This is a genomic window from Kitasatospora atroaurantiaca (genome assembly GCF_007828955.1).
Classification (GTDB): domain Bacteria; phylum Actinomycetota; class Actinomycetes; order Streptomycetales; family Streptomycetaceae; genus Kitasatospora; species Kitasatospora atroaurantiaca.
Genome location: NZ_VIVR01000001.1, coordinates 7,252,952 through 7,279,889, shown reverse-complemented (window position 1 = coordinate 7,279,889; position 26,938 = coordinate 7,252,952). Strand labels below are relative to the sequence as shown.

Below are 26,938 nucleotides of genomic sequence, written 5' to 3'. Positions count from 1 at the left end.
CATGCCGCCGGCTGGTCAACGGAACCGTCGCACATCCGAGCCCTCGAACCGGGCCCTCGGTATCCACCGGCACAGCGGGCCCGGGGACGATCCCAGGACCGTACGGTCAGTTCTGGGAGCGCAGTTCGCGGCGCAGGATCTTGCCGCTGACGGTCTTGGGCAGCTCGTCGAGGACCTCGATCTCCCGCGGGTACTTGTAGGCCGCCATGCGCTCCTTGCAGTACGCGAGGAGTTCCTGCGGATCCGGGTCGGTGCCAGGCCGGAGGCTGACGTACGCCTTCACCGTCTCGCCCCGGTAGGTGTCCGGGACGCCGACGACCGCGGCCTCCCGGACGGCGGGGTGGGTGTAGAGGACGTCCTCGACCTCGCGCGGCCAGACCTTGAAGCCCGAGGCGTTGATCATGTCCTTCTTGCGGTCCACCACGTACACCCAGCCGTCGGCGTCCATGAAGCCGATGTCGCCGGTCAGCAGCCGGCCACCGGGCAGGGCGGCGTCCGTCTCCTCCGGCCTGTTCCAGTACCCCGGGACCACCATCGGCCCCTGGACGGCGATCTCCCCTGCCTCACCGAAGGGCAGTTCCCCGCCGTCCTCGCCGAGGATCCACACGGTGGCGCCGGGGATCGGGACGCCGATGGACATGGTGCCGGTGGCGGGGTCGATCGGCGCCTCCAGGGTGGAGGGCACCACGACGCATCCCGCGCTGGTCTCCGTCAGGCCGTAGCCGTTGCGGATGTAGTGGCCGAACCGCTCCCGGAATCCCTCCACCACCGCCGGGGGCAGCGGCGCGCCACCGGAGTAGAGCAGCGCGAACGAGGCGAAGTGGTCCCGGGTGACGTCCGGGCGGGCCGACAGCGCCATGTACGCCGTGGACGGGCCGACCATGTAGGCAGGCCGGTGCTCAAGAAGGGCGTCGAGCACCACGCCGGGCTCGAACCGGTAGGCGAGCGCGAGGGTGCCGCCCAGGTCCATCGCGGTGACCACCTGGCAGACCATGCCGGTGATGTGGAAGAGCGGGGCGAGCGCGAAGATCGTCCCGTGCGCGGGCAGTGCGGTCCCGCCGCCCAGCCCGGCCGCGTTGACTGCGAGGTTCGCCTGCGTGTTGGTTGCGCCCTTCGGGACGCCACTGGTGCCGGAGGTGTAGCTGATCAGCGCGAGGTCATCCCCCGTCAGGCCGGGGTCCTCGACCGGGTCGGTCGTGCTGCGGGCCACCTCGAGGAGGTCGGGGACGGCTTCGTCGCGGCACCGCTCCACGCGCCCCAGGACCCGCTCGTCGTCGCGGGTCTGCAGGTCGAGCTCGCAGGTCGTGAGCACGGTGCGCACCCCGCTGCCGGGCACCACCGCGGACACCGTCTGCCGCCACGAGCGCTCGGAGCAGACCAGCGCCACCGCGCCGCTGTCGGCCAGCACATGGGCGAGTTCGCGCTCGCGGTACATCGGGTTGACCGGCACCACGGCGCCGCCGGCCTTCCACGCCCCCAGCAGCGCGAGCACGAACTGCGGGATGTTCTGCAGCACGATCGCCAGTCGGTCACCCCGGCCGAAGCCCTGGGACTTCAGGTGGGCGGCGATCCCGTCGGAGAGCCGGTCGACCTCCCGGTAGCTGAGCCTGCCGTCGAAGTAGGCGATCGCGGTCGAGTCCGGGACCTCCTCCACCGCGGCTCGGAAGATCTGCAGGACGGTCGACCTCTCAGGCGCGCGCCAGGCCCGCATGGGCTCGTCGTACCGGGCCAGCCAGGGCTTGGACTCATACCTGCTCATGACGGGCGACCTCCTGGATAGTCGTGGCGTGGCGCAACTCAGCGCGGGTCGGAGGCAGCGCGGCGCCCGTAGTGGGTCTCGGGCAGCACGGTGCCGCGGGCCGAGCTGGATCGAAAGGGCAGAGCGTGGTGGCCACCCCGCTGTCCGAAGCTGCGAATGCGGCGTGGAACGGGACCGGGCGGGAGTGTGGGACAGGCGGCTGGACGGCCGAAGTGGACTGATGTGGCCCGGACTTCGCCAACGCGGCTCTCATCGGTACCGCGACCATAGGCGCGGCTCGGAAGCCAGGTCAATGCCTCGACGCGAACTTACCAACCGCTCAGTATCCCGACATGTCCGGGTCTTGACGCAGGCCGCCCGGCTCGATATGACTAAGCAAGCGCTTAGTAACCAGGCTCCTCGGGCGCTGCAACCGGTGTGTCCGCCTGGCTTCCCTGCCGCGCCTGCACGACCGCGCACGCCCCGCGCCGATCACCGACACGCCTTCAGCCCGACGCGTCGGCCCCCCACCCCACTCGCTCAGGCCCCTTCACCGTCTGGAGACCAAGGATGTCCGAGACCCCTTCCCGCGTGGCGATCGTCACCGGAGCCGCGCGCGGCATCGGCGCGGCGGTCGCCCGCCGTCTGGCCGCCGACGGGTTCGCCGTCGGCGTGCTCGACCTCGATGCGGCCGCCTGCGCGGACACTGTTGCCGCGATCGAGAAGGACGGCGGCCGGGCCGTCGCCGCAGGCGCGGACGTCAGCAACGCGGCTCAGGCCGAGGCGGCGGTCGCCCGCATCGCGGACGAGCTGGGCGCCCCCACCGTGCTGGTGAACAACGCCGGTATCACCCGCGACAACCTGCTGTTCAAAATGACCGAGCAGGACTGGGACGCGGTGATCGGCGTACACCTGCGCGGCTCGTTCCTGATGAGCCGCGCCGTGCAGAAGCACATGACCGCGCAGGGCTGGGGCCGGATCGTCAACCTCTCCAGCGTGTCCGCACTCGGCGCCCGCGGCCAGGCCAACTACGCCGCCGCCAAGGCGGGCCTCCAGGGCTTCACCAAGACCCTGGCGATCGAGCTCGGGAAGTTCGGCGTGACCGTGAACGCCATCGCCCCCGGCTTCATCGTCACCGAGATGACCGCCGCGACCGCGACCCGCCTGGGCCTGGGTTTCGAGGACTTCCAGGCCATGGCGGTCGCCGAGATCCCGGTCGGCCGGGTCGGCCGACCGGAGGACATCGCCGCGACGGCGTCGTTCCTGGTCCGCGACGAGGCCTCCTTCGTCTCCGGCCAGGTCATCTACGTCGCCGGCGGACCGCGCGACTGAGTCCCGGCGAACCACCGGAGAAGGAGCAGCACCATGAGGGAAGCAGTCGTCGTCTCCACCGCACGCACGCCGATCGCGAAGGCGTACCGCGGGGCCTTCAACGACACCCAGCCGCAGGAGCTGGCCGCGCACGCCCTGGCCACCGCGATCCGGCGGGCCGGTCTGGAGGGAGGCGAGGTCGAGGACGTGATCCTGGGCTGCGCGCAGCCCGAGGGCGCGTCGGGGTTCAACATCGCCCGCCAGGCCGTACTACGGGCCGGTCTGCCCGACACCGTGCCCGGCATGGTGGTGGACCGCCAGTGCTCGTCCGGGCTGATGGCGATCGCGATCGCGGCCAAGCAGATCATCGCCGACGGTATGGACATCGCCGTCGGCGGTGGCGTGGAGTCCATCTCGCTGGTGCAGAACGAGCACGCGAACTCGCACCGCCGGCTGGACCCGTGGCTGGTCGAACATCGGCCGGACGCCTACCTGCCGATGCTGCGCACCGCCGAGATCGTGGCCGAGCGGTACGGCGTCAGCCGTGACCGCCAGGACGAGTTCGCCCTGCTCTCGCAGCAGCGCACCGCCGCCGCTCAGGAAGCCGGGCGCTTCGACCGGGAGATCGCTCCGCTGACCACCACCAAGCTCGTCCTCGACCGTGCATCCGGCGAGGTCCGCTCGGAGTCGGTGACACTGACCCGGGACGAGGGCAACCGGCCCTCGACCACCCTCGAAGCCCTCCAGGGCCTGCGTCCCGTACTCGCGGACGGCGAGGTCACCGCCCGTGCGAGCGTCACCGCGGGCAATTCCTCCCAACTCTCGGACGGCGCATCGGCGTCCGTGCTGATGGAGGCCCGCGAGGCCCAGCGCCGCGGCCTGGAGCCGCTCGGCGTGTACCGCGGTATCGCCGTGGCCGGCTGCGCGCCGGACGAGATGGGCATCGGCCCGGTGTTCGCGATTCCCAAGCTGCTCAAGCAGCACGGCCTCACGATCGACGACATCGGCCTGTGGGAGCTGAACGAGGCGTTCGCCTCGCAGGCGGTCCACTGCCGCGACGAGCTCGGGATCGACCCGGACCGCTTCAACGTCAACGGCGGAGCCGTCGCCGTCGGCCACCCGTACGGGATGAGCGGCGCGCGCCTCGTCGGCCACGCGCTGATCGAGGGCAAGCGGCTGGGCGTGCGCCACGTCGTCGTCAGCATGTGCATCGGTGGCGGCATGGGCGCCGCGGGACTGTTCGAAGTTGCCTGATTTTCCTGACCAACCGTCAACTCACCTACCAGGAGCAGATATGCGCGTCTTCCCGGACCTCGACGCGTTCGCCGCCGCAAAGGGCGAACGCCTCGGCCTCAGCGCATGGCACACCGTCACCCAGGAGCAGGTCGACCTCTTCGCCGACGCGACGGGCGACCACCAGTGGATCCACATCGACCCCGCGCAGGCGGCGGCCGGGCCCTTCGGCGGCACCATCGCCCACGGCTACCTCACCCTCTCGATGATCCCGGCGCTCAGCGCGGAGATCTTCCGGGTCGAGGGCGTGTCCATGGGAATCAACTACGGCAGCGAGAAGGTCCGCTTCCCCTCCCCCGTGCGGGTCGGCTCCCGGATCCGGTCGAGTGCCGAGCTCATCGACCTCCGTGACGTGCCGCAGGGCAGGCAGGCCGTCGTGAGGCACACCGTCCAGATCGAGGGCGGAGCGAAGCCTGCCTGCGTCGCGGAGACCGTGTCCCTGCTGGTGCCCTGACCAGCTGAGCGAAGTTCGCCCCGACAGCTTGACAGGGGTCCCCGAGCCACCCATTCTGAGCGAGCGCTTAGTAACCGAGAACGGCGGGCCCGCACAAGGGCCTTGGAGCAGAAGCCCGTCAAGAGGCCGGGGGGCCGACGGCGTTGGCTCGCGCACCGACACGGTTCCGTCCTTGACCAGACCGACGACAGCGCAGACACCCGGCAGCAGCAGTCCACGAGCACCCGGCCCGGACCGGCGGCGGAACCCGCCCACGGCCACTCACCGACTGCGCAGCTGCCGGACGCACCTCTCACCACATCACAGGCACTTCTGTGCCCCCCGGAGGAGGCCGCATGTCCGTATCCCCGTCCTCAGTGGACGACAGCGTCAGACCCGACGACCCCGCCAAAGCGTCCACCATCGCCACCCGCCTGTTCCACCGCGAACTGTCGCACTACCCCGAGGCCGCACACCGCTACGCCTACCTGGCGATCGTGGTGGCGACCACCGTCGTCCTGTACTACGAGCTGTACATCCAGTACGGCGTCGCCACCTCGATCATCACGCACTTTCACATGACCTTCGGCTACTTCGTGTGGGTGTCGGTGATCGGCAACGCCGTCGGAGCGTTCGCCTCCCTGGTCGCCGGACTCGCCGACCGCTGGGGCCGGGCGAACCTGGTGGTGTACGGGCTGCTGATCGCCGCACTGCTGCTGCTCTTCGGGCTGCCCCTCGCGTCGGACAAGAACAGCTACCTGGTCCTGTTCGCCGCGGTCAGCTTCGTCGAGGGCGTGGTACTCGTGGCCACCCCGGCACTCATCCGGGACTTCTCCCCCCAGATCGGCCGGGCCGCCGCGATGGGCTACTGGACCATGGGCCCGGTGATCGGCAGCCTGGTCGTCACCGGAGTCACCAGCGCCACCCTCACCTCCTCCACCTGGCAGGACGAACTCCGCTACTCCGGGATCGCCGGCCTGGCCGTCTTCGCCGTCGCCCTCGTCGGCCTGCGTGAGCTGTCCCCCCGGCTCCGCGACCAGCTCATGGTCAGCATGAACGACCGGGCGCTGATCGAGGCGAGGGCCGCAGGAGCCTCGACCGAGCAGCAGCCCAAGGGCCACTGGCGGCAGATGCTCCGCCTGGACGTCATCGGCTCGGCCTTCGCGATCAGCGTCTTCCTGCTGCTCTACTTCGCGGCGGTCGGCAACTTCGTCGTCTACTTCGCCACCACCTTCGGCTACAGCGAGCAGCGCGCCAACGCATTGGCCAACTGGTACTGGGCACCCAACGCCGTCACCCTGGTGGCGGTCGGGCTGCTCTCGGACCGGCTGCGGGTGCGCAAGCCCTTCATGGTCGTCGGCGCCGTCGGCTCGGCCGTCGTCACCGCGGTCTTCGCCGTACTCGCCACGCACCCGGAGACCACCTACTCCACGTTCGCCTGGTTGTGTCTCGGCATCGGCGTCTTCAGCGGGATCGCCTACGCACCGTGGATGGCGAGCTTCACCGAGACCGTGGAGCGGCGCAACCCTGCCGCCACCGCCACGGGTCTTGCGGTCTGGGGATGGATCATCCGGATCGTGGTGGCCGTCTCGGCGGCCTGCGTCCCGATCGTGGTCAGCTCGGTGACCCCGCTGGTGGAACACGGCGCCGAGGTGAAGGCCGCCGCAACGCAGGCGGGTCCGGCGCTGGCCGTCGTCAAGGCACACCCGCAGCTCTTCGCCGAACTGGCCAAGTACCCGGCCGGCGGCGTCCCGCCGCAACTGGCCGCCCAGGCCGTGCAGGAGGTGGGTGCGGCAGACCTGGCCGTGGTCACCAAGGCGCAGCCCCAACTCCAGGTGCTCCAGAAGTACGGTCCCCAGGTCAAGCAGGCAGCAGAGCACAACCCCGGCCAGTGGCAGACCTGGTGGTGGATCTGCGTGGCCGGCCAGGTGGTCTTCCTGCCGTTCGTCTTCGTGATGGCCGGAAGGTGGAGCCCCAAGCGCGCCCGCGAGGACGCCGAAGCACACCAGCAGGCCGTCGAACGGGAGTTGGCGGAGCTCGCCGCCGCACAGGTGTAGCCCTTGGGCCGGAGGCGGCGAACTCAGCGACGCCGCCGAGCACATCACCGCAGTCGCCCCGGCTGTAGGACGGGGCGACTGCGGTGATGTGAGAGCTCAGCGCCGGGTGCGGGCGTTGAGGCTGAGGAGGGTGTACAGGAGGAGGGCGGAGGCGAGCCCGACGGCCCAGCCGTAGTCGGCGAGGGGCTTGAGGAAGGGGATGACGCCATCGGCGGGGAAGGGGCCCTGCTTGGTGCCGTCGGCGCCGACGGTCGAGTACGAGCCGCCGATGGCGAGGAGGCCGCCGACGAGAAGGGCGAGGACTGCGCGAAGGTTCCAGCCGGCCGTGTACCAGTAGCGGCCGGTGGGGCTGTAGAGCTCGTCGAGTGCGAGTTCGGTGCGGCGGACGATCCAGTAGTCGGCGATGAGGATGCCCGCGACTGTGCCGAGCAGGCCGCCGACGACGCCGAGCCAGGTGAAGATGTAGACGTGCGGGTTGGCGATCAGCTTCCACGGCATGATGGCGATCCCCACCACGCCCGTGATCAGCGCCCCGGTACGGAAGTTGATGAACCGTGGCACCAGGTGCGACAGGTCGTACGCCGGGCTGACCACGTTGGCGGCGATGTTCACTGACAGGGTGGCGACCAGGACCACCAGCAGGGCGAAGAGCGTCCCCGCGACGCTGTCCATCTTCGCGGCGAGCGCGATCGGGTCCCAGATCGGGACGCCGTACACCGCCTGCGAGCCCGAGGTGACCAGCACCGACAGCAGCGCGAACAGCGTCATCGTGGTCGGCAGGCCCAGCGCCTGGCCGCGCATCTGCGCCCGCTGGCTGCCGCCGAAGCGGGTGAAGTCCGGGATGTTCAGGGACAGCGTGGACCAGAAGCCGATCATGCCCATCAGTGCGGGGAAGAACACCTTCCAGAAGCCGCTCCCCCACCCGAGGGCCGAAGGCTGCGAGAGCAGCGGACCGAAGCCGCCCGCCTTCACCGCGATCCACACCAGCAGCGCCAGCGCGCCCACGATCACGAACGGCGCCGCCCAGTTCTCGAACCGCCGCAGTGTCTCCATGCCACGCGCGATCACCGCGATCTCGATCAGCCAGAACAGACCGAACGACAGCCACAGCGTCCAAGGCTGCCCGGCGACCTGACCGGCGGTCTGCCAGCCACTGCCGAAGAGCTTCCCGGCCAGCAGGAAGATCCCCTCGCCGCCGATCCAGGTCTGGATCCCGAACCAGGCGCAGGCCACGGCGGCGCGCAGCAGCGCCGGCAGGTTGGCACCGCGCAGCCCGAACGACGCCCGCGCGAACACCGGGAACGGGATCCCGTACTTCGTTCCCGCATGCCCCGTGAGCAGCATCGGCACGAGCACGATGAGGTTGCCCAGGGCGATGGTGAGGACGGCCTGCTTCCAGTCCATGCCGAGCGCGACCAGCCCGGAGGCCAGCGTCCAGGAGGGGATGTTGTGGGCCATGCCGACCCAGAGCGCCAGATAGTTGTAGGTGCCCCAGGTGCGTCTCTCGACGGGCACGGGCACCAAGTCGTCGTTGGCGAAGCGGGGGTCGGTGAGAGCCTCGGCCGGTTCTATCCGGCCGTCGGTTCTGGTGTCGGACATGTACGGCCTCCCGGGCAGGTGGGGGGCCGGCGGCCGCGTGGGCACGGCCGCCGGGTGACGCGGATTCAGCCTGACGCAGGTTCAGTCTGACGAAGGTTCAGCTGAGCGCGGGGATGACGCTCTTTCCGTACGCGTCGATGGTCGCCTCGACGGCGTCGTGCATGGCGTAGACGGCGAAGTGGTCGACGCCCAGGGACCGCAGGTGTTCCAGCTTGGCGAGCTGGGCCTCCGGCGGGCCGATCAGGCAGAAGCGGTCGACGATCTCGTCCGGGACGAAGGCGGTGTCGGGGTTGTCCACCCGGCCGTGGTGACTGTAGTCGTAGCCGTGCCGGTCCTTGATGTACGCGGTGAGCGCCCTCGGGACCATCGAGGAGTGCTCGCCGTAGCGGGAGACGAGGTCGGCCACGTGGTTGCCGACCATGCCGCCGAACCAGCGGCACTGCTCACGGGCGTGGGCCAGCGCCTCGGGCGAGTCGTCCTCGGTGACGTACGCGGGGGCGGCGACGCAGATCTTGACGGCGGCCGGGTCGCGCCCGGCCTCCGCCGCCGCGTCGCGGACGGCCTTGACCATCCACTCCGTCAGGTACGGGTCGGCCAGCTGCAGGATGAAGCCGTCCGCCTGCTGCCCCGTCAGGGCGAGCGCCTTGGGCCCGTACGCGCCCATCCAGATCGGCAGGGAGGCGCCGGGCTTGACCCACGGGATGTGCATGGCGGTGCCGTCGACCTCGGTCTCCCGGCCCTCGGCGAGCTCCTTGATGGCGTGCATGGCGGCGGAGAGCCTGGCCAGGGTGGCGGGGCTGCGGCCCGCGACGCGCATCGCGGAGTCGCCGCGGCCGATGCCGCAGACGGTGCGGTTGCCGAACATGTCGTTGAGGGTGGCGAACAGGGAGGCGGTGACCTCCCAGGTGCGGGTGGCGGGGTTGGTGACCATCGGGCCGACGATCAGGCGTTCGGTCTGCGCGAGGATCTGGCTGTAGATGACGAAGGGCTCCTGCCAGAGCACCACCGAGTCGAAGGTCCACCCGTGGGTGAACCCGGCGGCCTCGGCGCGCTTCATGCGCTCCACGAGCAGCTGGGCCGGCGGGTCGGTCTGGAGCACAAGGCCGATGTCCACGGCGTGCGCCTCTCTTTCGAAGGATCAGACGAGGTACTGACAGGTGGCACGCGGCTGGAAGCGGCCGTGGCCGGCCCGGCCCAGGTAGCGGTCGCCGTCGACCACGACGGTGCCCCGGGAGAGCACGGTGCGGGCCTTGCCGGTGAGCTGCCTGCCCTCGTACGCGGAGTAGTCGACGTTCATGTGGTGGGTGGCGGCCGAGACCGTCTGCACGGCGGCCGGGTCGTAGACGACGATGTCGGCGTCGGCGCCGGGGGCGATGGTGCCCTTGCGCGGGTAGAGGCCGAACATCCGGGCCGGGGTGGCGCAGGCGATCTCGATCCAGCGCCGGCGCGAGATGTGCCCGTCCACCACGGCCTGGTGCAGCAGGTCCATCCGGTTCTCGACACCCGGCAGGCCGTTGGGGATCTTGGAGAAGTCGCCCCGGCCGAGTTCCTTCTGGCCGACGAAGCAGAACGGGCAGTGGTCGGTGGAGACGACCTGCAGGTCGTTGGTGCGCAGTCCCTTCCAGAGCTCGGCCTGGTGCTCCTTCGGTCGCAGCGGCGTCGAGCAGACGTACTTGGCGCCCTCGAAGCCGGGCTCGGCGAGGTTGTCGGTGGAGAGGAACAGGTACTGCGGGCAGGTCTCGCCGAAGACGTTGAGCCCCTGGCGCCGCGCGGCCGCCAGCTCGGCGACCGCCGATGCCGCCGAGACGTGGACCACGTACAGCGGCGCGCCCGCGACCTGGGCGAGCTTGATGGCGCGGTGGGTCGCCTCGGCCTCCAGGAGTTCGTGCCGGACCTCGCCGTGGTAGCGCGGGTCGGTCTTGCCGGCGGCCAGGGCCTGTTCGACCAGGACGTCGATCGCGATGCCGTTCTCGGCGTGCATCATGATCAGGCCGCCGTTGTCGGCGCCGCGCTGCATGGCCCGGAGGATCTTGCCGTCATCGCTGTAGAAGACGCCGGGGTAGGCCATGAACAGCTTGAAGGAGGTCACGCCCTCCCCCACCAGGAGGTCCATCTCCTTGAGGCTGCCCTCGGTGACGTCGCCGAGGATCATGTGGAAGGCGTAGTCGATCGCGCAGTTGCCCTCGGCCTTGGCGTGCCAGGCGTCCAGGCCCTCGCGCAGCGTCCCGCCGACGGACTGGACCGCGAAGTCGACGATGGTGGTGGTGCCGCCCCAGGCGGCGGCGCGGGTGCCGGTCTCGAAGGTGTCGGACGCCGAGGTGCCGCCGAACGGCAGCTCCATGTGGGTGTGCGCGTCGACGCCACCGGGGATGACGTACTGCCCGGTGGCGTCGATGACGTGCTCGGCCGTCCAGCCCTCGGCGACGCTGCTGCCGGACGAGGCGAGGGCGACGACCTGCTCCCCCTCGATCAGTACGTCGGCCGCCAGCTCCTCGGCTGCCGTGATCACCAGACCGCCGCGGATCACCGTACGGGTCACATTGCCTCCTCTTTCAGGTGTTTGGGCCCATCAGGCTTCCGGTCGGGCATCAGGCTTCGGTGAGCGGACCGTACGCGTCCGGGCGGCGGTCCCGGTAGAAGGCCCACTGCTGGCGGACGGTGTCGATCAGGTCCATGTCCAGGTCGCGGACCACCAGCTCCTCGTCCTTGTCCGAGGCCACGTCACCGACGAACTGGCCGCGCGGGTCGACGAAGTAGGAGGTGCCGTAGAAGTCGTTGTCGCCGTACTCCTCGGTGCCGACCCGGTTGATCGCGGCGATGAAGTACTCGTTGGCGACCGCGGCGGACGGCTGCTCCAGCTGCCAGAGGTACGCCGACAGGCCCCGGCTGGTGGCCGAGGGGTTGTAGACGATCTCGGCGCCGCCGAGGCCGAGCGCCCGCCAGCCCTCGGGGAAGTGCCGGTCGTAGCAGATGTAGACGCCGACCTTGCCGACGGCGGTGTCGAAGACCGGCCAGCCGAGGTTGCCGGGCTTGAAGTAGTACTTCTCCCAGAAGCCCTTCACCTGCGGGATGTGGTGCTTGCGGTATTTGCCGAGGTACGAACCGTCGGCGTCGATCACGGCGGCGGTGTTGTAGTAGAAGCCGGACTGCTCGACCTCGTACACCGGGACGACGATCACCAGCCCGAGCTCCCGGGCCAGCGCCTGCATCCGGACCACGGTCGGGCCGTCCGGGACGGGCTCGGCCCAGCGGTAGTGCTCCGGCTCCTGCACCTGGCAGAAGTACGGGGCGTTGAAGACCTCCTGGAAGCCGATGATCTGCGCGCCCTGCGCCGCAGCGTCCCGGGCGGCCTTCTCATGGGCCGCGATCATCGACTCCGTGTCCCCTGTCCAGGTGGTCTGGAAGAGGGCAGCTCGCACCACTCGGCTCATCGGTCATCTCCTCGCGGAAGGCTCTGTAGACCGCTGAGATTAGGAGTTCCTGGCCGCCAGTTGTAGTGCCACGCTGTAACGCTCTCAGGTTCTTTCCGTTCCGCCACGACAACATCAGAAATTGATTTCCGATAAACATCACAATTAGGGGTTCGAAGCGTTACTTCGGAGTTTCTGTTGGGGCCGGAGTGTTTCGGGCGCAGCAGCCGGGCAGGTGGGGCCTTTGCCCGAGGTGATCCGGAGCAGGCAAGATAGCCGGGTGACCCTCCTGGACCTGATGCCGAAGCCCGCCACCCCCGATGCGCTGTACGAGACCTTCGCCGAGTGGGCGCAGGAGCGCGGCATCACGCTGTACCCCGCCCAGGAGGAGGCGCTGATCGAGCTGGTCTCGGGCAACAACGTCATCCTCGCCACGCCGACCGGCTCCGGGAAGAGCCTGGTCGCGGCCGGTGCGCACTTCGCCGCGCTGGCCGAGGGCAAGCGCACCTTCTACACCGCGCCGATCAAGGCCCTGGTCTCGGAGAAGTTCTTCGACCTGTGCAAGATCTTCGGCACCGAGCAGGTCGGCATGATGACCGGCGACGCCAGCGTCAACCCGACCGCGCCGATCATCTGCTGCACCGCCGAGGTGCTCGCCAACATCGCCCTGCGCGACGGCGCCCAGGCCGACATCGGCCAGGTCGTCATGGACGAGTTCCACTTCTACGCCGAGCCGGACCGCGGCTGGGCCTGGCAGATCCCGCTCCTGGAGCTGCCGCACGTGCAGTTCCTGCTGATGTCGGCCACCCTCGGCGACGTCCGCCGCTTCGAGGAGGACCTGACCCGGCGCACCGACCGGCCCACCAGCGTGGTCCGCTCGGCCACCCGCCCGGTGCCGCTGTACTACGAGTACCGGCGCACCACCATGCACGACACCCTGGAGGAGCTGCTGAAGACCGGTCAGGCGCCGGTCTACGTGGTGCACTTCACCCAGAAGGAGGCGGTGGAGCGGGCGCAGTCGCTGATGAGCATCAACATGTGCTCGAAGGCGGAGAAGGACGCCATCGCCGACCTGATCGGCAACTTCCGCTTCACCACCAAGTTCGGCCGCAACCTCTCCCGCTACGTCCGGCACGGCATCGGCGTGCACCACGCGGGCATGCTGCCCAAGTACCGCCGCCTGGTCGAGCGGCTGGCGCAGGCGGGTCTGCTCAAGGTCATCTGCGGCACGGACACCCTGGGCGTCGGCGTCAACGTGCCGATCCGCACGGTGCTCTTCACCGCGCTGTCCAAGTACGACGGCATCCGGGTGCGCACCCTGCGGGCCCGCGAGTTCCACCAGATCGCCGGCCGCGCGGGCCGGGCCGGCTTCGACACCGTCGGCCAGGTGGTCGCCCAGGCGCCCGAACACGTCATCGAGAACGAGAAGGCCGTCGCCAAGGCGGGCGACGACCCCAAGAAGAAGCGCAAGGTGGTCCGGAAGAAGGCGCCGGAAGGTTTCGTCGGCTGGACGGAGGAGGGCTTCGAGAAGCTCATCGCCGCCGACCCCGAGCCGCTGGTCTCCCGCTTCAATGTCAGCCACGCGATGCTGCTCTCGGTGATCGGCCGCCCCGGCAACGCCTTCGAGGCCATGCGCAAGCTGCTGACCGACAACCACGAGGAGCGCTCGGCCCAGCGCCGCCACATCCGCTCCGCGATCGCCATCTACCGCTCACTGGTGGCCGGCGGCGTGGTCGAGCGGCTGCCGGAGCCGGACGCCGAGGGCCGGATCGTCCGCCTCACCGTCGACCTGCAGGAGAACTTCGCCCTCAACCAGCCGCTCTCCATGTTCGCGCTGGCCGCCTTCGAGCTGCTCGACCCGGCCTCGCCGAGCTACGCCATGGACGTGGTCTCGGTGGTCGAGGCGACGCTCGACGACCCGCGCCAGATCCTCGCCTCCCAGCAGAACAAGGCGCGCGGCGAGGCCATCGGCGAGATGAAGCGCGACGGCATCGAGTACGAGGAGCGCATGGAGCGACTCCAGGAGATCACGTACCCGAAGCCGCTGGAGGAGCTGCTCAACCACGCGTACGACGTCTACCGGCGGGCGCACCCCTGGATCGGCGACCACCCGCTGCAGCCGAAGTCCGTGGTCCGCGACCTGTACGAGCGGGCGATGACCTTCACCGACTACGTCGGCCACTACGAGCTGGCCCGCACCGAGGGCATCGTGCTGCGCTACCTGGCCGGCGCGTACAAGGCGCTCGAGCAGACCGTCCCCGAGGACATCAAGACCGACGACCTCAAGGACGTCATCGCCTGGCTCGGAGAGCTGGTCCGCCAGGTCGACTCCAGCCTGCTGGACGAGTGGGAGCAGCTGGCCAACCCGACCGACCCGCAGACCCCCGAGGTCACCCTGGACGACCGCCCGGCACCGGTCACCGCGAACGAGCGGGCCTTCCGGGTGCTGGTGCGCAACGAGATGTTCCGCCGCGTGGAGCTGTGCGCGCTGGAGCACTACGACGAGCTGGGCGAGCTGGACAGCGAGTACGGCTGGGACGCCGACCGCTGGGCGGACGCGATGGACGAGTACTGGGAGGAGCACGACGACCTCGGCACCGGCCCGGACGCGCGCGGCCCCAAGATGCTCATGATCGAGCAGGATGAGGACTCCTGGCGGGTACGCCAGATCTTCGACGACCCGGCCGGGGACCACGACTGGGGCATCAGCGCCGAGGTCGACCTGCACGGTTCGGACGAGGAGGGCCGGGCAGTGCTGCGGGTCACCGCGGTCGACCGGCTCGGCGGCTGAGGGTCACCGCCGGCGGATCACATCCAGAGGAAGGGCGCCCCGGCCGTGAAGGACACGGCCCGGGTCGCGTCGTTCAGCAGGGTGTCCGGGGTGGCGTTGGCGGTGCGCAGGTCCACGTACCGGGAGGTGGTGACGGTCACATAGTGGCCGACCGCCTTGACCTGGGTCGCCGTCAGCGGCTTGGCGGCGTTCGGCGGGGTCGTGCCCGTGCTCGTGGACGTGCTCGGGGCGGGTGTGGGCGCGGCGTCCGAGAGGACGAAGGCCAGCGCCTCCGGCTTGCCCTGCAGCGTCTGCCAGGCCTTGCCGGCGGCCGCCTCGTCCGCGAAGCGCAGGACGGTGACGCTGCTGACCACCTTCTGGTCGAGGCTGGTGAACCCCACTGAGACGTAGCCCTGGCAGCCGGCCTGGTGCAGCACGTCCTGAGCGCGGTCCTGGAGCGTCTCGGCACAGTCGCCGCCCTGCCGGGCCGCGGTGCGCCTGGCCTTGAAGGCGTCCTGCTCGATGCCGCGCTGGGCCGGGAAGTAGCGTTCGGCGGTGAAGGCCTGAACCTCCGTCAGCGGCTGGGACGGTGACGCGCCGACCGCCGGTACCGTCTTGGCAGCATCCGCACTGGTACGGCCCAGGCCGGGTATCAGGTCGGCGGGGTCGGGACGGGCCACGACCCAGCTGCCGCCGGCGGCCACCGCGGCCAGGGCGCACCACGCCAGCACCCGCCGCCGGCCCCCTCGGGCGCGGTTGGTGTGGGCGAGCGCATCGCCGTCCTGGCCTGCCGGGCGCGGTTCCTGCTCCCCCTGCGTGGTCATGGCGCAGATTGTAAGCAGATCTTCCTTTCCGGTCGGCGGCAGGGCCGTGCACTCACGACCGGCGGCGGGACTGTGACAACTCGCACATCGCGGAGTGGATGTTCTGGCGGGTTCCCTCTGGCGCTACTCAAGGTCGCCCAGGCAGGATCAACCGCATGGATCTGCTCGACACCCTCACCGCCAAGGGCTTGCGCCGGGAACTCCCCACCCGCGAGGAGGCGCTCGCCGTACTCGCCACCACCGATGACGAGTTGCTTGACGTGGTCGCGGCCGCCGGCCGGGTGCGCCGGCAATGGTTCGGCCGCCGGGTCAAGCTCAACTACCTGGTGAACCTCAAGAGCGGGCTCTGCCCGGAGGACTGCTCGTACTGTTCGCAGCGGCTGGGGTCCAAGGCCGAGATCCTGAAGTACACCTGGCTGAAGCCGGAGCAGGCCGCCGAGGCCGCCGCCGCCGGGCTCGCCGGTGGCGCGAAGCGGGTCTGCCTGGTGGCCAGCGGGCGTGGCCCGACGGACCGTGACATCGACCGGGTCGCCGACACCATCGCCGCGATCAAGGGCGCCAACGAGCAGGTCGAGGTCTGCGCCTGCCTGGGTCTGCTCTCCGACAACCAGGCCGAGCGGCTGAAGGCGGCCGGCGCGGACGCGTACAACCACAACCTCAACACCTCCGAGAGCACGTACGGCGACATCACCTCGACCCACACCTACGCGGACCGGGTCGACACCGTCAACAAGGCGCACGGCGCCGGCCTCTCCGCCTGCTCGGGCCTGATCGCCGGCATGGGCGAGAGCGACGAGGACCTGGTGGACGTGGTCTTCGCGCTGCGCGAGCTGGACTCGGACTCGGTGCCGGTCAACTTCCTGATCCCCTTCGAGGGCACGCCGCTGGCCAAGGAGTGGAACCTCACCCCGCAGCGCTGCCTGCGCATCCTGGCGATGGTCCGCTTCGTCTGCCCCGACGTCGAGGTCCGGATCGCCGGCGGGCGCGAGGTGCACCTGCGCTCCATGCAGCCGCTGGGCCTGCACATCGCCAACTCGATCTTCCTCGGCGACTACCTCACCAGCGAGGGCCAGGCCGGCCAGGCCGACCTCGAGATGATCGCGGACGCCGGCTTCGAGGTGGAGGGCGCGGGTCAGGTGACGCTGCCTCAGCACCGCTCCGAGGTCTCCGCCGCCGCCGACTCGTGCGGGACGGGCGGGGGCGGCTGCGGTCCGTGCGGCGGCGCTGCGGCACCGGAGGCCGAGCCTGTGGCCGCCGACGAGGTCCGCAGTGACCTGGTGAAGGTCCGTCGCCGCGGCGCGGGCACCGAGCTGGCGCCGAACGCCTGAGGACTCCCGCCGTGCCGCAGCTCTCTCCGCAGTCCCTGCTCGACCTCGACCGGGCGCACGTCTGGCACCCGTACGGGCCGATGCCCGGCACCGCCACGCCGTACGTGGTGGAGTCCGCCTCAGGCGTCCGCCTGCGGCTCGCCTCGGAGGCCTCCGGCCACCGCGAGCTGATCGACGGGATGTCCTCCTGGTGGGCGGCCATCCACGGATACGGACACCCCGTCCTGGACGAGGCGGTCCGCGACCAGCTGGGGCGGATGAGCCATGTGATGTTCGGCGGGCTCACCCACGAGCCCGCCGTCCGGCTGGCCGCCAAGCTGGTCGAGATCACCCCGGAGCCGCTGCGGCACGTCTTCCTGGCCGACTCGGGCTCGGTGTCCGTCGAGGTCGCGATGAAGATGTGCCTCCAGTACTGGCAGTCGGTGGGCCGGCCGCAGAAGCGGCGGCTGCTCACCTGGCGCGGCGGCTACCACGGCGACACCTTCCACCCCATGTCGGTCTGCGACCCCGAGGGCGGGATGCACCACCTGTGGGGCGGGGTGCTGCCGCGCCAGGTCTTCGCGGGCGAGCCGCCTGCGGGCTTCGACGCGGACGTGGACCCGGCGTACGCGGCCTCGCTCGCCGACCTGATCGAGCAGCACGCGGACGAGCTGGCGGCCGTCATCGTCGAGCCGGTGGTGCAGGGCGCGGGCGGGATGCGCTTCCACTCCCCCGGTTACCTGCGGCTGCTGCGCGAGCTGTGCGACCAGCACGGCGTCCTGCTGGTCTTCGACGAGATCGCCACCGGCTTCGGGCGCACGGGCGAGCTCTTCGCGGCCGACCACGCCGGGGTCTCGCCCGACGTGATGTGCCTGGGCAAGGCGCTGACCGGCGGATATCTGACCATGGCCGCCACGCTGTGCACGAGCGAGGTGGCGGACGGCATCAGCCGGGGCGAGGTGCCGGTGCTGGCGCACGGCCCGACCTTCATGGGCAACCCGCTCGCCGCTGCCGTCGCCAACGCCTCGATCGAGCTGCTCCTCGGCCAGGACTGGCAGGTCGAGGTCAAGCGCATCGAGTCCGGCCTGCGGGCGGGCCTGTCGGGCGCGGTCGGCGCCCCGGGCGTCGCGGACGTCCGGGTGCTCGGCGCGATCGGGGTCGTCCAGCTGGACCACCCGGTGGACCTACGGGCCGCGACCGAGGCCGCCGCCCGCGAGGGCGTCTGGCTGCGGCCGTTCCGGGACATGGTGTACACGATGCCGCCGTACGTGACGGGCGACGAGGACCTGGCCCTGATCGGGGCGGCCGTGACGGCGGCGGCGGCGGCCGGATGACCGTCCTCTTCGTCACCGGCACCGGCACCGAGGTCGGCAAGACCGTGGTGACGGCGGCCGTCGCCGCGCTGGCGGGCCCTCGGGTCGCCGTACTGAAGCCCGGCCAGACCGGGGTGACGCCCGGCGAGCCCGGCGACGCCGCCGAGGTCACCCGGCTGGCGGGCCCGGTGACCGCCGTCGAGCTGGCGCGCTACCCCGAGCCGCTGGCCCCCGACACCGCCGCCCGGCGGTCGGGGCTGCCGCCCGTCGGGCCGAAGCAGGTGGCCGAGGCCGTGGCCGAGCTGGCGCAGCGCCACGACCTGGTCCTCGTCGAGGGCGCGGGCGGGCTGCTCGTCCGCTACGACGACGAGGGGCACACTCTCGCCGACATGGCTCTTGCCACGGCCGACCTGGGCCTGCCGGTCCAGGTGCTGCTCGTGGCCTCGGCCGGGCTCGGCACCCTCAACACCACCGCGCTGTCCGCCGAGGCGCTCCGCGCGCGCGGACTGGAGCTGCGCGGCGTGGTGGTCGGCTCCTGGCCGGCCGAACCCGACCTGGCCTCCCGCTGCAACCTCGCCGACCTCCCCTCGGTCGCGGGCGCCCCGCTGCTGGGCGTCCTGCCGCAGGGCGCGGCCGCCGAGGGCGGAGCGCCGTTCCTCTCCCTGGCCCGCGCGGGACTGGCTCCCGCGCTGGGCGGCGGGTGGGACGCGGCCGACTTCACCGCCGCGCAGCAGGCGTCCCGTCCCGCCGAGGGAGCGCTCACTTCAGGGGCTTGACCCAGCGGCTCCACTGCGGCTCGGCCGCATAGCCGGCCGCCTGCCAGGCGTGCTGACCGAGTTCGTTGTGGTCGAGGACCATCGCATCGGCCCGCCGTCCGCCGAGGGCGGCGAACCTCGCCTCGGCCGCGGCCAGCAGGGCCGCGCCGATGCCCTGACGCCGCTGGTCGGGGTCGACCGCGAGGCGGTAGAGATGGCAGCGCCAGCCGTCGTGCCCGGCAATGACGGTGCCCACGACGGCGCCCGCACGCTCGGCCACCAGCAGCGCCTCGGGGTCGCGGGTGATCAGCCGCGCCACGCCGTCCTGGTCGTCGGTGATGCTGGTGCCCTCCGCCGCCCTGGCCCAGAAGGCGAGCAGCGCGGGGATCTCGTCGAGGGACGCGTTACGGATCTTCATCTCGCTCATGAGGCCTGTCTACCAGCAGCTTCGCAGCGGGTGCGGCGAATTTCGACCCCTGGAACGGCCGGTGACCGACGGCCCGTCAGGTGGCACAGGGCGCCCGGTTGTCTCAGCCGACCTGCGAGAACGCCGGAGTGAGCTGCCAGACGGTAGTGGTCTTGAGCGCCGTGTCTTCGAGATCGGCCACGACCGGCACCTCGTAGGCGGCCAGAGCCGTGAACCGCTCGCGCGGGAGGTACGCCCTCCCCGGGTCGCCGACGATCACTCGGGCTCCCCTGGCCTGCGCCCGCTCGAGAAACGGCAGGAACCGGGCGGCCATCGCCCGCTCGTAGAACACATCCCCGGCCAGCACGACCTCGGCAGGACCGCCGTCGCCGTCGAGAAGGTCCTCGACCGCCGCATCGACCCGGACTCCGTTCGCCTCCGCGTTGATGCCGATGGCTGCCACGGCGTAGGCGTCGATCTCAGCGGCCCGTACCGACCTCGCACCGGCCAGGACGGCTGCGATTCCGACCAGTCCTGATCCGGCCGCCAGGTCGAGCACCGTCCGCCCCTCCACCAATCCGGGGTGGTCCAGCACATACCGGGCGACAGCCACCCCACCGGCCCATGCGAACGCCCAGAACGGGGGCGGCAGCCCGATCTCGTCGCGCGCCGACTCCGTCGCCTCCCAGAGGGCAATGGCGTCGTCGGCCATGTGCAGGCTGACCTCGGGAACGAAGGGAACGAGAGTCAGCCGGGTCTCCTCCTGCACGAAGGCCGTGTCCGACAAAGTGGTTGTGCCCGGATGCAGGGTACGAAGCTCGTTCGGCATGCCCGCAGCATAGAGCCCCGCAGCATAGGGCTCCGCCCATCCACCAGGGACGACGGACGGGTGGGGTTCCGCGCCGGTACGGCACCAGAACCCCAACCGTCCGTCCACCTCCTGCACGCCCTGGCAACCCGCTTCTGATCGCCGGACAGGCCGCACCGCACTCAGCGGATCCCCCCATTCGGCCCCCGCCATCCGGCGGGGATTCGTTTCCCAATCGCCCCTTCCGAAAATGATGGAGAGTCACATTGCGCCCACTCTGTGCAATTTCACTATTTGACGGCGCATCTAACAGCAGATCACGAAGTATAACGTTTGCATAAAGTCACCATCCTCGAATCGCCGCCGAGGACTAGACCACTGGCGGGATGAAGTGTCAACTCAGCATGATTACAAGCCAGTTGACGATACGATGCGAGCAACCGTTCGATGGTTGAACTAGCTACATCTTCGCGCGTAGAGCAACGGCGTTCAAGACAGCCCGCCCTTCTGGCAGGATTCCCGGCACTCAACCCCTCCATAGGAATGAGGTGTGGTTTGTCCGGACGTAGAAGAGTGGTCAAGAGGCGGCGCAACACCCGTGTGGTGCTTGTCGCTGCGGTCGTGGCCGCCGCGGGGGTCTTCGTCGGCACGGCCGCGATGGGCGGTGCCTTCAGCGACGAGCGGACGGTGGCCTCGGCCGGCGTCTCCGGCGCCGATGCCGCGGCGGCGTCCGAGCCCGAACACGACGAGTCGCCCCAGCCGGTGGCGTCGATACCCAAGAACGACCCGCCGCACGGCATGGTGTACACCGGCCTGCGAGCGGCGCCGAAGGGCGACCGCTGCGTCGGCGTCCTCAGAACGGCCGACGGTCACTGCACCCACGGCCCGGACGCCCCGCCCAAGGGCGTCGACATCGGCAAGGACACCCCGCCGGTCGTGAAGACGGAGCTGCCGGCCACGGACCCGAACCGGTCCGGCACGCCGCAGCCCTCCACGCCGGGGGCGTCCGCATCCGGGCCGGCCGACGACACGGCGACGCCCGCCGTCGACGCACAGTCCGGCCAGTCCGCGGCGGCCGCCGCTCCGCCGGCTGCCCCGAGCTCAACTGCCGCTCCGCGCAAGGCGGCTGCCGCCCAGGACGGCCAGAACGTGCCGTGCGACGGCGACGGCAGCACCGGCAACCGCGTGCAGGTGGTGTACGTGCACGGGCCGGGCCGGGACCGGTACTCCCAGTACGCCGGCTCGTTCCGCAAGTGGGCCGCCGACGCCGACACGATCTACTTCGCCAGCGCCCAGGAGACCGGCGGGGTCCGGCACATCCGGTTCGTGACCGCTTCCGACTGCACCCCGACGGTGCTCAACGTGGAGCTGTCCGACGCGGCACTGTCGGAGTTCAGCGCCATGAACTCCGCGCTGGCGTCGAAGGGTTTCAATCGCCGCGACCGCAAGTACATGGTCTTCGCGGACGCCAACGTCTACTGCGGCATCGGCACCTTCAACGGTGACGAGCGCCCCGGTCAGGACAACCTCAGCAACTTCGGCCCGTCCTACGGCCGTACGGACTCCGGCTGCTGGAGCGGATCCACCGCCGCGCACGAACTCGGCCACAACCTCGGCGCGGTCAACAACAGCGCGCCCAACAGCAGCCGGGCCGCGCACTGCACCGACGAGTGGGACGTCATGTGCTACTCGGACGCTCCCTACTACCCGGCGATGCGGACCGTCTGCCCGGACCGCGGGCACGACGAGCGGCTCGACTGCAACCACGACGACTACTACAACACCAGCCCGCGGCCCGGTAGTTACCTGAGCACGCACTGGAACGTCGCGAACAACCAGTTCCTGATGACCGGCAACGGCACCAAGCCCGACCCGAACCCCACACCGAATCCGAGCCCGTCACCCACCCCGAGCCCCAGCCCGACCGGCAGCACGGGGCCGTCGACCGGGCCGGACGCGACGGTGGGCCAGCTCGCGCCGGACTCGGCCGTCATCAGCTGGCAGGCCGTCAACTCGGCGGCCTGGTACCAGGTGTTCCTGAACGGCGGCCACCTCGCCTGGGTGCAACCCAACTCGGTGCGGATCTACAACCTGCGGCCGGACACCGACTACACCGTCGCGGTCTCGGTCCGGGACCGCTCCGGTCGTGACTCCAGCCCCGGCCGCACGGTGTCCTTCCACACCCCGCGCACAGGCGGCACCACCACCCCGGCCACCGCCTACACGATGACCAACGGCGCGACCGGCCTGGCCGCGACGATCTGGGGCGGCAAGACGGCCGACAACACCGTCCTGGTCGGCTCTCAGGCCACCGGCTACGCCGACCAGCGGTGGTACTTCGACGACGCCGGCAGCGGCTATCTGCGGATCCGGTCCGCCGTGTCGGGCAAGTGCCTCCAGCTCGGCGGCGCCCCGGCCGTCGGACAGTGGGTGGCCCAGCAGCCCTGCGACGGCAAGGCCTCCCAGCAGTGGCGCCTCGCCTCGTCCGGCAGCGCGCTGAGCGTGACGGCCAAGGACAGTCCGCTGGTACTGGGTGTCGGCAACCGGCCCTACTACGGGGCGTGGCTGCTGGAGCTCCAGGACCCGGGCAGTGCCGGGCAGCACACCTGGACCGTCCAGAAGGCTTCCTGACGATCCATCAGCGACTGGGGGCCCGCGCCTCGCCCGAACGGGGCGTGGGTCCCACCGCGAACCTCCCCCACCCACAGGAGCCTTCGTTGATGCCTCACCGCAGCTCCGTCGTCGCGTGCACCGCCCTGGCCGGCCTCTTCGCACTGGGCCCGGCCGCCACGGCATACGCCCACGGCGACACCATCCGACTCACCGTCACCGGCGTCGCAGCCGGGCACCCGCAGTTCACCGCCGCCTGGGAGAACGACAACGACCCCGTCGACGAACGGATCGCCGGCACGCTGAGTGCCACCGCGGTCGACGGCACCGCCGTCGGGCCGTGGCGCCTGGTCCCCGTCCCCGGCCACCCCGGCGCCCTCACGACCAACGAGGTACTGCCGCCCGGCCATTGGACCATCACGGCGGAGACCGCCTTCCCCGGACTCGGCCGGGGCGAGGGCGTGGTGGACGTACCGGTCGTCGACCCGCGGCCGGCCACCACCCCGTCCGTCGCGACCTCCACCGCCGCAACTCCGCCCGTGGCAACCCCGCCCGTCGGTCCGACCGTCCCCGGCGGCTCGCCGACGAGCGGGCCGTCCGGGCAGCCGACGGACCAGTCCCCGAACGGTTCGCCGAAGGCGGCCTCGGACCATCCCTCCGGGTGGACGCGCACGTTCGCCGCCCTCGGTGTGGCGGCCGTGTCCGTGGCCGCCATCGCCGCAGGCGTGTGGTTCCTGCGCCGTTCCGCCCGACCCTGACCCTTCGTCAAGCCGGGGCCGCCGGCCCGCGCAGGCCGGCCCCGTCCCGGATTCCGGATCAAGGAGCACGATGCACAGACTCCGCGCGTCCCGCCGCAGGAAGACCCTGATAGCCGCGATCGTCGCCGCGCTGTCCGGTGCCCTGGTGTTCGGCATCGCGACCTTCGCCCAGGCCGGCCTGGTCACCGGTACCGTCATCGGCGGCCAGGGCCGCTACAGCACCGTCAACCACCGCGCCCAGCCGTCGGTCTCGGCCCAGATCAACGGCTCCTCCCGGGTCGGCGACAAGGTCCCGACGGCCTGCAGGACCACCGGCGACACCGTCGAGAACGACTCCCGGTGGATCTGGTCCGGCTCGTACTACGTCGCCGACGCCTTCATCCAGGAGAACACCAACGGCCTTCCGGTCTGCGGCTCCACCCGGCCCACCGGGCAGACGACGCTCAACATCAGCATGCAGAAGCAGGTCAAGGACCAGTGGTGCTGGGACGCCTCCGGCCTGACCATCGCCAACTACTGGGGCCGGACCGGCTACTCCCAGGCCGACTTCTGCCGGCTCGCCGCGCAGGGCACCTGGGTCGACTGCAACGACCAGCCCGCCACCCTGGAGGACATGGCCAACGGCCTCGCCCGGATCGGACTCGCCAACAGCGGTCGCAGCCTGTACCGCACCGCCAGCTTCAGTGAGACCAGTGGCGAGATCGCGGGCGGCCGTCCGTTCGCCGTCCGGATCGGCTGGAGGTCCGGCGGCGGCCACATGAACGTCATCTACGGCTACGACAGCAGCAGCAACATGATCGCGGTCGGTGACCCCTGGCCCAGCACCCAGACCTACACCTGGTGGAACTACTCCACGTACTCGAGCAACAACTCGTTCCAGTGGACCCACTCCCGCATAGGCATCCACGGCTGAGGAGACGACCGACCATGCAGACCATCCGACGCCCCCACCGTGCGGCCGCCCGGGCCGCCGCCATAGCCGCCGCAGCGCTCGCCGTGCTCTGCGGCACCGCCCCGGCGCAGGCCGCCGGCGGTGACGACATCCCCGACTACAAGTCGGCGCAGCAGGTCCTCCGGACCGGACAGCTGCGGGACACCGTCTCCCGCTTCCTTGTCGCAGCCCCCCACGCCGGGACCCCGGCCGCGGCCGCGGCCGACGGCGGCACCGTGGGCGCCCCGGGGAACGCGCCCGCCGCGCCGCCCAGGTTCGATCTCAAGGACCCGGTGCCGATGTTCGAACTCAGCCCCGAGTTCGTCTCCGGCAAGGTCCAGCCGACCGCGCAGAACGCGGTGCGACTCTCGTACCTGGCCTCTCGGGTGAGCGCCGCCGACGGCCACCAGGCCGCGGTGCTGCTCGCACCGCAGGCCGCACCCCAGGCTTCGAACGGCCAGAACGGCACGGCTCAGAACGTCGCCCAGCAGGGCTGGCAGCTGGCCGGCATCCGGGACGGCGATGCCGAGGTGAGCCTCGCCGAGCGCGGCACCCCACAGGCCCGCACCTTCACCGAGCCGCAGATCCACGCCTGGTACCGGATCACCGAGCAGGGCACCGTGGAACCGCTCAACCAGGAGGCGACCACCAGCCTCGGAGGCAAGCGCAGCGTCACCCTTGCCGCGTACCAGAAGCTGGTCGCCTCCCGGTACGGCGACAAGCTGCCCGGCTCCGCCTACGACCGCAAGGGACTGGCCGGCGGGTTCGGACTCGCCGAGGACAAGCCGGTGCAGGAAGCCGGCCGGTCCTGGCAGCCCGCCGTCGGCACCGGGGCCGCGGCCCTTGCGGCGGTCGCCGGGGCAGCGGCGTACCGAGCTCGCCGGCGGTCGGCAGCCACGCGCTGACCGAACCGGTGGCGGTACCGGCCGGCGCCTGTCCACCCACAGGGGGGTGGACAGGCGCCGGCCCGTTGCTCGCGCTCAAGCCGGGCCGCGTCCGGGCCGGTGCGGCGCCTTCCCAGTCAGCTCTCCGGCAGGAAGAAGGTGTGCCGGTCGGCGACCTGCTCGTATGCCTCCAGTCGTGCCTGCGTGCGCTCGGGAAGGGCGTCGGCCATCGCCTGCAGAAGCGTCGCGGTGAGAACCACGGGTGCGGCGTAGGAGTCGAAGACCAGGCGGGAGCCGGTGCCGGCGCTGAGGACGATGTCGGCCGTGTGGGCCAGCGGGCCGAGCGGCTGGTCCGTGATGAGTGCGACCTGCAGACCCGTCTCCTTGGCTGCCTGGACCGCGGCCAGGGTCTCGTTCGAGTAGCGCGGCATGGCGAAGGCCAGGGCCCAGGTCCCGCCTGCCTCTTTGACCTGGAGAAGAGCGTCGTTGGCGACGCTGCCGCCGCTGGTGATCACCCGTACATCGGGGTGGATGCGCTTGGCGGCGTACGCGAAGTACTCGGCCAGCGACACGGAGATACGCACGCCCAGTACCGCCATGGGCACCGAGTGGGCGAGGTTGTGGCCGACCTCGATCACGGGGGACGGGTCGCTGAGGAGCCGGCGCAGGCTCTCCAGGTTGGCGATCTCGGCGTCGACGGCAGCCTGCAGCTCGTTGCGGCGGATCTCCTCCGGGCTGTCCGGGGACGCGGCGATCGCGCTCAGGGCGATGGGGTGCAGGGCGTCCCGCAGCGCGGGGAAGCCGCTGAACCCCAGGGCCGAGGCGAATCGCGTCACCGACGGCTGGCTCACCCCGACGCGTTCCGCGAGGTCCGTGATCGAGAGGAACGCCGCGTCGGTGATGTGGTCCAGCAGGTACTGGGCGATACGCCGTTGGGCGGGCGACAGGCGGTGCCCGTCGAAGATCGCGAGAAGGCGGGCGGTCGGAGCCGCTTCCGCGGCAGGCTGCCGCCCGCGCGCCCCTGCCGGCGAGGTACCTGTTCGGCGCCTGTTCTCCACGATCCACCCTTCCCTCGGATTCCCTCGCGGGCCGCTGAGTACGAGCGTATTCGTGCCGGGGTTCGGCCGGGACAGCGGGCGACACCGAGCGCACCCCCGCAGGATCGGGGTCTGTCTGCCGGCACGGCCCGCACGGGTGCCGCTACCAGGTGGTCCGGGGCAGGCCGGCGCCGTTCAGGAGGGCCCGGGTGACCAGTCGAACGCTGCGGGCGGTGTCGTGGAGCACCGAGAGCTCAGTGGCGTACAACCGGATCGTCTGCTCTATGACCTGGTCGGAGACACCCATCGTCCGCAGGTCGACGCGAGCCGTGTGCAGCCCTACCCGAAGGGCACGCTGCTCGTGCTGGAGCTGAAGCTGGACGTGCCGGGCGAGGACGGTGTACTGGCCCGTCATCGTCGCGTAGGAGGAGTAGCGGGCCGGCAGCAGTCCACGCAGCCAGCGTGCGGCGCTGTGCTCCCAACCCGGGGTGCCGAACGGCGTGATCTGTCCGGGCCAGTCGGGGCTGCGGTAGGTCGATGTACAGGCTGTTGTCTGGGCTGACAGGAGCATCGTCGCCACCTTCTCGTCGGATCGGCGCGGGCTGCTGTTGACCCGGCGCAGCCGCGCATGCCCAGCCAATATGCACATATTCTCACATGATGGCAAGGGTATGAATGAATTCATGCACTGCCC

22 protein-coding genes are annotated in these 26,938 nt (G+C 70.8%); 12 read left to right on the top strand and 10 right to left on the bottom strand.

Annotated features, from left to right (window positions below; translation table 11 throughout):
- Window positions 1-106: 106 nt before the first annotated feature.
- Complete coding sequence (locus FB465_RS32600) at window positions 107-1,759, bottom strand: AMP-binding protein (protein ID WP_145796385.1); 1,653 nt, start codon at window positions 1,757-1,759, stop codon at window positions 107-109.
- A 549-nt stretch (window positions 1,760-2,308) separates the two neighbouring features.
- Here FB465_RS32600 and fabG point away from each other — a divergent pair.
- The 4 genes from fabG to FB465_RS32580 all read left to right on the top strand — a co-directional run bounded on the left by fabG (window position 2,309) and on the right by FB465_RS32580 (window position 6,832).
- Window positions 2,309-3,070 carry a 3-oxoacyl-ACP reductase FabG gene (gene fabG / locus FB465_RS32595; protein ID WP_145796384.1) on the top strand — a complete coding sequence of 254 codons (762 nt, stop codon included), beginning with the start codon at window positions 2,309-2,311 and terminating at the stop codon, window positions 3,068-3,070.
- A 33-nt stretch (window positions 3,071-3,103) separates the two neighbouring features.
- Complete coding sequence (locus FB465_RS32590; protein ID WP_145796382.1) at window positions 3,104-4,303, top strand: acetyl-CoA C-acyltransferase; 1,200 nt, start codon at window positions 3,104-3,106, stop codon at window positions 4,301-4,303.
- A 40-nt stretch (window positions 4,304-4,343) separates the two neighbouring features.
- On the top strand, window positions 4,344-4,796 hold the full coding sequence (locus FB465_RS32585) for a MaoC family dehydratase (RefSeq protein WP_145796380.1): 453 nt from the start codon (window positions 4,344-4,346) through the stop codon (window positions 4,794-4,796).
- A gap of 335 nt (window positions 4,797-5,131) precedes the next feature.
- Window positions 5,132-6,832: an MFS transporter gene (locus FB465_RS32580; protein WP_145796378.1), complete on the top strand. Its 1,701-nt coding sequence runs from the start codon at window positions 5,132-5,134 to the stop codon at window positions 6,830-6,832.
- Window positions 6,833-6,928: 96 nt separating this feature from the next.
- Here FB465_RS32580 and FB465_RS32575 read toward each other — a convergent pair whose 3' ends face one another.
- The 4 genes from FB465_RS32575 to FB465_RS32560 all read right to left on the bottom strand — a co-directional run bounded on the left by FB465_RS32575 (window position 6,929) and on the right by FB465_RS32560 (window position 11,862).
- Entirely contained in the window at window positions 6,929-8,431 is a 1,503-nt protein-coding gene (locus tag FB465_RS32575) for an NCS1 family nucleobase:cation symporter-1 (protein ID WP_145796376.1), read from the bottom strand.
- A 97-nt stretch (window positions 8,432-8,528) separates the two neighbouring features.
- The gene (locus FB465_RS32570; RefSeq protein WP_145796374.1) at window positions 8,529-9,545 is read right to left on the bottom strand and encodes a TIGR03842 family LLM class F420-dependent oxidoreductase; all 1,017 of its coding nucleotides are present in this window, start codon (window positions 9,543-9,545) and stop codon (window positions 8,529-8,531) included.
- 24 nt (window positions 9,546-9,569) lie between these two features.
- Window positions 9,570-10,970, bottom strand: coding sequence for a dihydropyrimidinase (gene hydA, locus FB465_RS32565; protein ID WP_145796372.1), 1,401 nt, complete (start codon window positions 10,968-10,970; stop codon window positions 9,570-9,572).
- 49 nt (window positions 10,971-11,019) lie between these two features.
- Entirely contained in the window at window positions 11,020-11,862 is an 843-nt protein-coding gene (locus FB465_RS32560) for a nitrilase-related carbon-nitrogen hydrolase (protein WP_145796370.1), read from the bottom strand.
- A 277-nt stretch (window positions 11,863-12,139) separates the two neighbouring features.
- On the opposite strand from FB465_RS32560, the gene FB465_RS32555 reads away from it, so the two are divergent.
- Entirely contained in the window at window positions 12,140-14,632 is a 2,493-nt protein-coding gene (locus tag FB465_RS32555) for a DEAD/DEAH box helicase (RefSeq protein WP_425461270.1), read from the top strand.
- A 17-nt stretch (window positions 14,633-14,649) separates the two neighbouring features.
- On the opposite strand, the gene FB465_RS32550 is transcribed toward FB465_RS32555, so the two are convergent.
- Window positions 14,650-15,435 carry a hypothetical protein gene (locus tag FB465_RS32550; RefSeq protein WP_145796366.1) on the bottom strand — a complete coding sequence of 262 codons (786 nt, stop codon included), beginning with the start codon at window positions 15,433-15,435 and terminating at the stop codon, window positions 14,650-14,652.
- Between the two features lie 155 nt (window positions 15,436-15,590).
- Here FB465_RS32550 and bioB point away from each other — a divergent pair, with 155 nt between their 5' ends.
- Genes bioB through bioD form a run of 3 tightly spaced genes read left to right on the top strand, consistent with a single transcriptional unit; the run spans window position 15,591 to window position 18,831 of the window.
- On the top strand, window positions 15,591-16,763 hold the full coding sequence (gene bioB / locus FB465_RS32545; RefSeq protein WP_145796364.1) for a biotin synthase BioB: 1,173 nt from the start codon (window positions 15,591-15,593) through the stop codon (window positions 16,761-16,763).
- 11 nt (window positions 16,764-16,774) lie between these two features.
- On the top strand, window positions 16,775-18,076 hold the full coding sequence (locus FB465_RS32540) for an adenosylmethionine--8-amino-7-oxononanoate transaminase (RefSeq protein WP_145796362.1): 1,302 nt from the start codon (window positions 16,775-16,777) through the stop codon (window positions 18,074-18,076).
- A complete protein-coding gene (gene bioD / locus FB465_RS32535) occupies window positions 18,073-18,831 on the top strand; it encodes a dethiobiotin synthase (RefSeq protein ID WP_145796360.1) in 759 nt (252 codons plus the stop codon). Before FB465_RS32540 ends, bioD begins: the two co-directional genes overlap by 4 nt.
- Here bioD and FB465_RS32530 read toward each other — a convergent pair.
- Together FB465_RS32530 and FB465_RS32525 are read right to left on the bottom strand one after the other, a co-directional pair.
- Window positions 18,815-19,237, bottom strand: coding sequence for a GNAT family N-acetyltransferase (locus FB465_RS32530; RefSeq protein ID WP_145796358.1), 423 nt, complete (start codon window positions 19,235-19,237; stop codon window positions 18,815-18,817). The two genes, bioD and FB465_RS32530, sit on opposite strands and share 17 nt — an antisense overlap.
- Before the next feature lie 103 nt (window positions 19,238-19,340).
- Window positions 19,341-20,045, bottom strand: coding sequence for a class I SAM-dependent methyltransferase (locus FB465_RS32525; protein ID WP_211785903.1), 705 nt, complete (start codon window positions 20,043-20,045; stop codon window positions 19,341-19,343).
- 582 nt (window positions 20,046-20,627) lie between these two features.
- On the opposite strand from FB465_RS32525, the gene FB465_RS32520 reads away from it, so the two are divergent.
- The 4 genes from FB465_RS32520 to FB465_RS32505 all read left to right on the top strand — a co-directional run bounded on the left by FB465_RS32520 (window position 20,628) and on the right by FB465_RS32505 (window position 25,228).
- Entirely contained in the window at window positions 20,628-22,655 is a 2,028-nt protein-coding gene (locus FB465_RS32520) for an RICIN domain-containing protein (protein WP_246193008.1), read from the top strand.
- A gap of 89 nt (window positions 22,656-22,744) precedes the next feature.
- Window positions 22,745-23,392: a hypothetical protein gene (locus tag FB465_RS32515; RefSeq protein ID WP_145796356.1), complete on the top strand. Its 648-nt coding sequence runs from the start codon at window positions 22,745-22,747 to the stop codon at window positions 23,390-23,392.
- Between the two features lie 70 nt (window positions 23,393-23,462).
- Window positions 23,463-24,305, top strand: coding sequence for a papain-like cysteine protease family protein (locus FB465_RS37245; protein ID WP_246193006.1), 843 nt, complete (start codon window positions 23,463-23,465; stop codon window positions 24,303-24,305).
- 14 nt (window positions 24,306-24,319) lie between these two features.
- Window positions 24,320-25,228: a hypothetical protein gene (locus FB465_RS32505; RefSeq protein WP_145796354.1), complete on the top strand. Its 909-nt coding sequence runs from the start codon at window positions 24,320-24,322 to the stop codon at window positions 25,226-25,228.
- Window positions 25,229-25,344: 116 nt separating this feature from the next.
- Here the strand turns inward: FB465_RS32505 and FB465_RS32500 are convergent, their stop codons facing one another.
- Window positions 25,345-26,265: a MurR/RpiR family transcriptional regulator gene (locus FB465_RS32500; RefSeq protein ID WP_211785902.1), complete on the bottom strand. Its 921-nt coding sequence runs from the start codon at window positions 26,263-26,265 to the stop codon at window positions 25,345-25,347.
- A gap of 142 nt (window positions 26,266-26,407) precedes the next feature.
- Complete coding sequence (locus FB465_RS32495) at window positions 26,408-26,815, bottom strand: hypothetical protein (RefSeq protein WP_145796351.1); 408 nt, start codon at window positions 26,813-26,815, stop codon at window positions 26,408-26,410.
- Window positions 26,816-26,938 lie beyond the last annotated feature (123 nt).